The sequence below is a fragment of the Ketobacter alkanivorans genome, from assembly GCF_002863865.1.
GTDB classification, from domain to species: domain Bacteria; phylum Pseudomonadota; class Gammaproteobacteria; order Pseudomonadales; family Ketobacteraceae; genus Ketobacter; species Ketobacter alkanivorans.
The window spans coordinates 2,616,219-2,621,529 of record NZ_CP022684.1 but is presented as its reverse complement, the minus strand read 5'-3'; the positions used below and the strand labels follow the sequence as shown (position 1 = coordinate 2,621,529).

Sequence of the window (5,311 nt, the reverse complement as noted above, 5' to 3'; positions counted from 1 at the left end):
GAGGGAAAACACTATGAGTTCAGATCAGTCTAAGAAGGTAGTTCTTAATCCAGAAGATAAGAAACTATTTGTATCTGCAATGGACGAGTTCAATAAAACCGGCAACAGTTCGATTAAATGCAATGTCTGTCATTCGGTAATAAGATTTGAGAGGCGCGATTCGGCTGTTGTTCATTATTGCGACTGCGGAAAATTCAATGGTTCCTTGAGAGGGCTTTGAGCAAGAGGGCTATTTAGCCCTCTTGTGTTCCAAACAGCAGCAATGCGTTAATTAGCGCATTTCACGCTAGATGCGAAAAGCCCGGTTCTAATGCCGGGCTTTGTGAGTTTCGAGGAGGGAGTGGGCGCTTCAAATTTTTAAACTTTGTAATTGAGAGCTTCTCAATCTTTATTTGCGCAGGCATCAAGAAGCCAGCTTCGGTTTATTCAACGACATTTTCCAATTCTGCCGAATACGACGCGCTTCCCTTTCCTCTAACCCAGCCCACATCACAGAATCAGTAGCGGTATTAGCAATAACAAGCTTATCTTCTTTCGTCATGGCACGGCCTAGAATCTTTAACGCTTCTTCAGCATTATAGGACGAATTGATATACCAGCAGTTGTTCAGCAGCGGGGTGGAATTGCCCAGTGCGCCCAGCAGTTTCTTGAATTTTTCCTGTTCTTCATTCTGTTCTGAAAGCTCAAAGCTTATGAATAAGTTGTTGGACATAATCAGGTTCCTAGTGCTTTGTTGTTTTTCCTGCTGGAGTGTATTTGGTTATAAATTTTCTAAGCGTATCGCGCACGGTAACACCATCGTTAAACAGGGGTTTACTGAGCAACAGATCCAGATTGTTTCGCACATCCTGTGCCTGTGAATCGGGGGCTCGCAGAATTGTTTGAGCCGCCAATGCAGCGAAGCAGGTCGGGTCCAGCCGCAGGGCCTCATCGACTAAGACGTGGGCAGCCGTTTTGTCGCCTTTCATTATTTTAATAATGGCCAGGGTGCCATGGGCATTAGCGTTTGCAGGTTCTTTCTGAATGATGGTGTTTACCGCTGTTTCGGCACCGTCAATATCGCCTTTGCTGATCTTGGCCCACGCCAGCGCATGCCAGGAATCCAGATGATCCGGCATCAGCTGTACAGCCTGTTCCAGATGACGCGTGCTTTGATCCGGATTTTGATCCAATAGCTCGCTCAGCCCCAGTCCGAGCCAGGCGCGGCCGTCTTGCGGTTGTATGGCCAAGGCTTTATCGAAGTAGGATTTGGCCAGTGCAGTTTCCATCTCATCCAGGTATAGGGTGCCCAGTGTGGATAAGGATTCAAGGTTGTTGACCTGCAGTTGCTGCGCCTGTTCAGCGTAATGGCGGGCCAGGGAGAACGCTTGGTTATCCAGGTGCAACAGTGAAAGTACCCCAAGAAGCTCGCCGTTATTTTTATACGCTTCGGTGAGTGAGGAGCCGAGTTCCAGTGCCTCATCAATCTGGCCCAAGTGATGCAGGGAGCGTAGATAGAGAATCTCCCCTTCGGCAAAACGGTCTTCGGGATTTTGCCGAATCTGCTGCAGGTGTTTGTGAGCTTTTTCCATGTTGTTCTGCATTGCACTGGCTAGGGCGATGTTATATTGCACCCCGATGTTATCAAACCCGGATTCTAGCAATTCTTCCAGTAGTTTTTGTGCAGTTTCAAAGTCTGCATCCGACAGGCAAACGTTTGCAAGCTGGAATTTGAACCGGGGGTTATCGGGATAGGCTGCCATACCTATCTCAAGTAATTCCCGGGCATTCTCCAACGGCCCGGCCTGAAGATAGAGATCAACCAGATCCGCCATGATGTGAGGGTTGGTCGGATCCGATTGCAGGAATTTGGTCAGGCTATCTATTTGCTGGTGCAGGTTCATAGCGCTTATTGATAGATTTCTTTGGTGTTAGCGAGTGGCTGTCGGGATTGGCTATTTACGCTATCCAGTAATTCTTTGGCTTTGCCAAAATACAGGTTTTCTGAAGGGGCGGATTGTAGCAGCACATTAATGTGGCGCTCCGCCTGTTCCCGGTTATCCAGCTCCAGATTGGCAATGGCGCTGTAATACAATGCTGGTGGATGGGTGGGTTCGATTTCGAGTATATCGTTCCAGATTCTGATGGCTTTGTCATAGTCGGTGGTTTCCAGGTTCACCATGCCCAACTGAAAGCGCTCTGTAATAGCATTGGGGTGTTCATCAAGAAAGCTCGAAAATAACGGCTTGGCTTTTTCGAAAAGTTTTAATTGTGCATAAATCTTGGCGGCAAACGCTTTTGCTACAACTGGACAGCCAGTTCGTTCCAGCGCGCTTTTGACTTTTTCCAGAGCCTCAGCCACCCGATTATTGCTGAGATCGAGCTGACTTAATGCGATTAACTCATCAGCATCAAATATCTGTAGGTCCATCGATGTTGTCCTTGTCATCTTTGTTGTTCGTGGGATCAGATTCAGAAGTGAATACTGCCTTGGGCGCATCGTAAAATACTTTTTTAAGCAGATAGACCGGGGTGCCTACCACATATTTGCCGACGATGCCGAAACCTGAGCTCACGGTGTTTACACTGGCGTCAAAGCCTTTATCAAAATCATTGTGAGTCAGCTGCGAAAATACCGCCCCAACCACACCGATGGGAACGGATATGATCATCCCGGGGATGCCGACTATATAGCTGCCCACACGATCCGCTCCGTCCAGTAACGGGCCTTCATTCTTGAATGGCGCGTAAGTAGTATTCCATGTGTCCGTAAAAGGAACTTCATAAAAATGGGGGGCTACCGATGCTGGTTCGGAAGCTTGTGAAGGAAGCGCCACCAATAAAGCCATCAGGAGCGGTAGAAGCTTTGTGCAACGAATAAACATACTTCATCTTCATCCGTGAATAAATTTTGATTGAAAGGAGTGTACTTGATTTGCTTCTGAGATCAACACTTAAGCGGCTTATAGTAGTATTAATCGTTGAGTGGTTTTATGTTTTTCTGTACAGCGAATTGAAGATGATGTAACTTGCTGCGCTGAAAAGAATCAGTTGGATAAACAACAAACCGACACGGAAGCTGGTAGTAAGCATGGCAGCGGTTTTAACTTTTAAATTAAACAACCTAACCACGTCTCGCTCTATTGAACACATTTAGCTAGCAGGAATTTTCATGCCCTGGGGGGGGCAAGTGATGAATACGGATGTTGCACTAGGTCTTTCGCAAGACGTTCTGTGGACTTCAGCGATTATTGCCGCGCCGATCTTGGGTGTTGCACTCGTCGTGGGGCTCATCATCAGTATTATTCAAGTTGTCACACAAATCCAGGAAATGACCCTAACGTTTGTGCCGAAGATTCTGGCCATCGTAGTGGTGATTTTTGCGTTCGGGCCCTGGATGCTAAGTACTCTAACAACCTATGCAGAGAATCTGTACAAAAGTATTCCCGGGCTGATTTAACCGTGAATATTTCTGTTGAGATTAATGCAATCTTGACGGTGCTGCTCTTGGCTACGCGGATGGGCGTGTTGATGTTCGCAACCCCCATAGACGCCTTTGGTCGGGTGCCATCGCAAGTAAAATTGTATCTGGTATTGGCGCTGGCATTCTTGCTGGTTTACGCGATTCAAATCCCGCTGGTGGAGGCGCCCGCGAGTGCATTTGGTGTTGGTTTGATGTTCGTGAAAGAGGTCACGCTGGGATTAGTCATGGCCTTTGGCATGTATACCGCGTTCGCCGCGTTTATGGTGGCCGGGAGATTGTTAGATTTTCAATCTGGCTTTGGTGCGGCAAACCTGTTCAATCCTACCACCAATGATCAAAACCCGTTGCTGGGTACTTTGCTGTCGTTGTTTGCCACGCTGATATTTTTTCTGAGTGATTTTCATCACCTACTGGTGAAAGGTATCGTCTATTCGATATCCATGTCTCCGCTGGGTGAGGGGCTCTCAACATTGAGTGTTAGCGAAATTGTCAGTCAGTTTGGTGTGACCTTCACCAATGGCGTTATTTTGGTAGCGCCGGTAGTGGGGTTGATGTTGTTTGTAGATGCAGGCATTGCGGTGATGTCCAGAACCATGCCACAGATGAACGTATATTTTTTGTTTTTGCCCCTCAAGGTGGGGCTGGGGCTGGTTCTGCTGGCGGTTACTTTACCTTACATGTTCCCGTTGATTGAGCGAACGATTGATACCAGTTTTCGCTTTTGGCAACAGGCGTTAACGTAGGAGGGAAGCGATGGCGAACGAACCGGATAAGCACGAAAAAACAGAACAGGCCACGCCCTTCAAAATCGAGGAAGCCCGAAAAAAAGGGATGGTGGCGAAAAGCCAAGAGGTAAACTCGCTGCTTATGGTGGCGGTGGGGCTGATGCTTCTGTTTTCATTGGGTCCGGCATTTGCCATGGATGTGCTTAATATTTGCCGACGAATCTTCCTGTCAGCGGGTACGGTTGATCTGCTTACCGGGGAGCTTTACTTGCTCGCCAAACAGTGGGTTTTGGATTTGTTGTATGCTGCGAGCCCGATTGTTTTGTTCCTGATGTTGGCCGGTATAGCTGCCAACCTGATGCAGACTGGCCCAATTTTCAGCTCCCATCCGCTAAAACCTGACTTGAAAAAGTTGAACCCGGCCCAGGGTTTCAAGCGAATCTTCTCCATGCGGATTCTGTATGAAACAGCCAAGAATCTGATCAAGTTGGCTGTGTATTCCGCCATTCTCTATTGGGCTGCGAAAGATGAGTTTCGCTCATTTTTGCAGTTGTTAAGTCATGCCCCATCCTCTTATCTGTCTAGCTTTCTGAACTTATTTGGTGGCCTGATATTTAAGTTGCTCATCGCCATGATTCTGGTTGCCATCATCGATTACCTGTTCGTCAAGCACGAGTATCTCGATAAATTGAAGATGACGAAAAAAGAACTCAAGGATGAGATCAAGCGTCGCGATGGTGATCCGAATATTAAATCCAAGCGCAGGGAACTGGAGCGGGAGCTAAGGAAAAGAGCGCGTTCGCTGTCGTCAGTAGAGGGTGCTGATCTGGTGATAACCAATCCGACCCACTATGCCGTTGTTCTGAAATATGATCGTAATACTATGCGGGCTCCCCATGTGGTGGGTAAGGGAGCCGATGGAATGGCAAAGTTGATTCGCCGTGAGGCCAGTCGCCTGCAGGTACCCATAATAGAGTCGCCGAGCCTGACACGGCTGCTGTTCAAGAAAACGCGCATTGATTCTGCAGTGCCTGAGCGGACTTATCAGGATGTGGCGCGGTTGCTGGGCGTGGCATATCGGCAAAAGGCTGGAGCTACTACAGGTGTTGGTATATGAATAGGG

Annotated in this window: 7 protein-coding genes; 3 read left to right on the top strand and 4 right to left on the bottom strand. The window is 47.9% G+C overall.

All coding sequences use genetic code 11. The annotated features are described in order from the left end of the window. Nucleotides 1–403 precede the first annotated feature (403 nt). The 4 genes from Kalk_RS11325 to Kalk_RS11310 are packed head-to-tail and all read right to left on the bottom strand — an operon-like array spanning nucleotide 404 to nucleotide 2,864. Nucleotides 404–712, bottom strand: coding sequence for a hypothetical protein (locus tag Kalk_RS11325; protein ID WP_101894355.1), 309 nt, complete (start codon nucleotides 710–712; stop codon nucleotides 404–406). Nucleotides 713–722: 10 nt separating this feature from the next. Beyond that, on the bottom strand, nucleotides 723–1,883 hold the full coding sequence (locus Kalk_RS11320; protein WP_101894354.1) for a tetratricopeptide repeat protein: 1,161 nt from the start codon (nucleotides 1,881–1,883) through the stop codon (nucleotides 723–725). Between the two features lie 5 nt (nucleotides 1,884–1,888). Then, a complete protein-coding gene (locus tag Kalk_RS11315) occupies nucleotides 1,889–2,410 on the bottom strand; it encodes a tetratricopeptide repeat protein (RefSeq protein WP_101894353.1) in 522 nt (173 codons plus the stop codon). Beyond that, nucleotides 2,391–2,864, bottom strand: a complete 474-nt coding sequence (locus Kalk_RS11310; protein ID WP_101894352.1) for a hypothetical protein — start codon at nucleotides 2,862–2,864, stop codon at nucleotides 2,391–2,393. Before Kalk_RS11310 ends, Kalk_RS11315 begins: the two co-directional genes overlap by 20 nt. Before the next feature lie 308 nt (nucleotides 2,865–3,172). On the opposite strand from Kalk_RS11310, the gene fliQ reads away from it, so the two are divergent. From fliQ to Kalk_RS11295, 3 genes are read left to right on the top strand one after another with little or no spacing between them, the layout of a single operon-like run. Then, nucleotides 3,173–3,439 (top strand): flagellar biosynthesis protein FliQ, encoded by a 267-nt coding sequence (gene fliQ, locus Kalk_RS11305; protein WP_101896289.1) that lies wholly within the window; start codon nucleotides 3,173–3,175, stop codon nucleotides 3,437–3,439. Nucleotides 3,440–3,441: 2 nt separating this feature from the next. Beyond that, nucleotides 3,442–4,206, top strand: a complete 765-nt coding sequence (fliR, locus tag Kalk_RS11300; protein WP_158643449.1) for a flagellar biosynthetic protein FliR — start codon at nucleotides 3,442–3,444, stop codon at nucleotides 4,204–4,206. A 10-nt stretch (nucleotides 4,207–4,216) separates the two neighbouring features. Continuing rightward, nucleotides 4,217–5,305, top strand: coding sequence for an EscU/YscU/HrcU family type III secretion system export apparatus switch protein (locus Kalk_RS11295; protein ID WP_101894350.1), 1,089 nt, complete (start codon nucleotides 4,217–4,219; stop codon nucleotides 5,303–5,305). The last annotated feature ends 6 nt before the right edge of the window (nucleotides 5,306–5,311 follow it).